Raw genomic sequence first — 751 nt, 5'->3', positions numbered from 1 at the left:
CGGCAGATTGAAGGCCGGTTCCACGGTGTTTATGCCCGGCAGGTCGGCATCGCTGCCAATCCCCGGGCCGATGGCCAGGTAATTTTCCAATAGCAGCTCGCCGTGAGCTATTTCTATGCCTTTGATTTTTATGGCATAGGAATTGGGCTTAAGCTGCATATTGTCGCGGATGCGCACCGGGGGTACGATAAAGCCCAGCTCCACCGCGCATTGCCTGCGTATCATCACGATACGGTCCAGGAGGTCCCCGCCCTGATCGGAATCCACCAGGGGGATCAGGGCATAGCCCAGTTCCAGTTCCATTTTTTCTACCTGCAGCAGTTCGATGACATTTTCCGGCTTGCGGATCTGTTCGGCTTCCACATATTCTTCGCTCTCCGGCGCCGGGTCCGGCTCAGCCTGTTTATTGCGCAAATAGAAATACAAGAATCCGAAAAGGATACCCATTGAATACATAGGCAGTTTGGGGAGTCCTACCGTTCCCAGCGCGAACAGGATCAGGGCTGACATGCCCAGAGCGCGCGGGTAATTGAAGAGCTGCTTGGATAATTCCTGCCCCAAAGAATTGGTTGAGGCGCTGCGGGTCACAACGATGCCGGTGGCGGTAGAGATCAGCAGGGCCGGGATCTGGGTTACCAGACCGTCCCCCACCGTAAGTATGGTGTATATCTGCATGGACTCGGCCATGGAAAGCTGCCGTTGGGCCACACCGATGATAAATCCGCCTACGATATTGATGATTATGATGATG

The 751-nt window shown here is 54.7% G+C and carries 1 protein-coding gene; it reads right to left on the bottom strand.

Going from position 1 to position 751, the window contains the following annotated elements:
- Positions 1 to 751, bottom strand: a 751-nt coding sequence (locus B2633_RS12840; protein ID WP_483171103.1) for an FHIPEP family type III secretion protein, incomplete at both ends; no start/stop codon positions are given.

Source organism: Syntrophomonas sp. UBA1041, assembly GCF_002316705.1.
GTDB lineage: Bacteria > Bacillota > Syntrophomonadia > Syntrophomonadales > Syntrophomonadaceae > DTU019.
The sequence above is the reverse complement of the archived record's forward strand: the minus strand, read 5'-3'. Positions and strand labels throughout refer to the sequence as shown.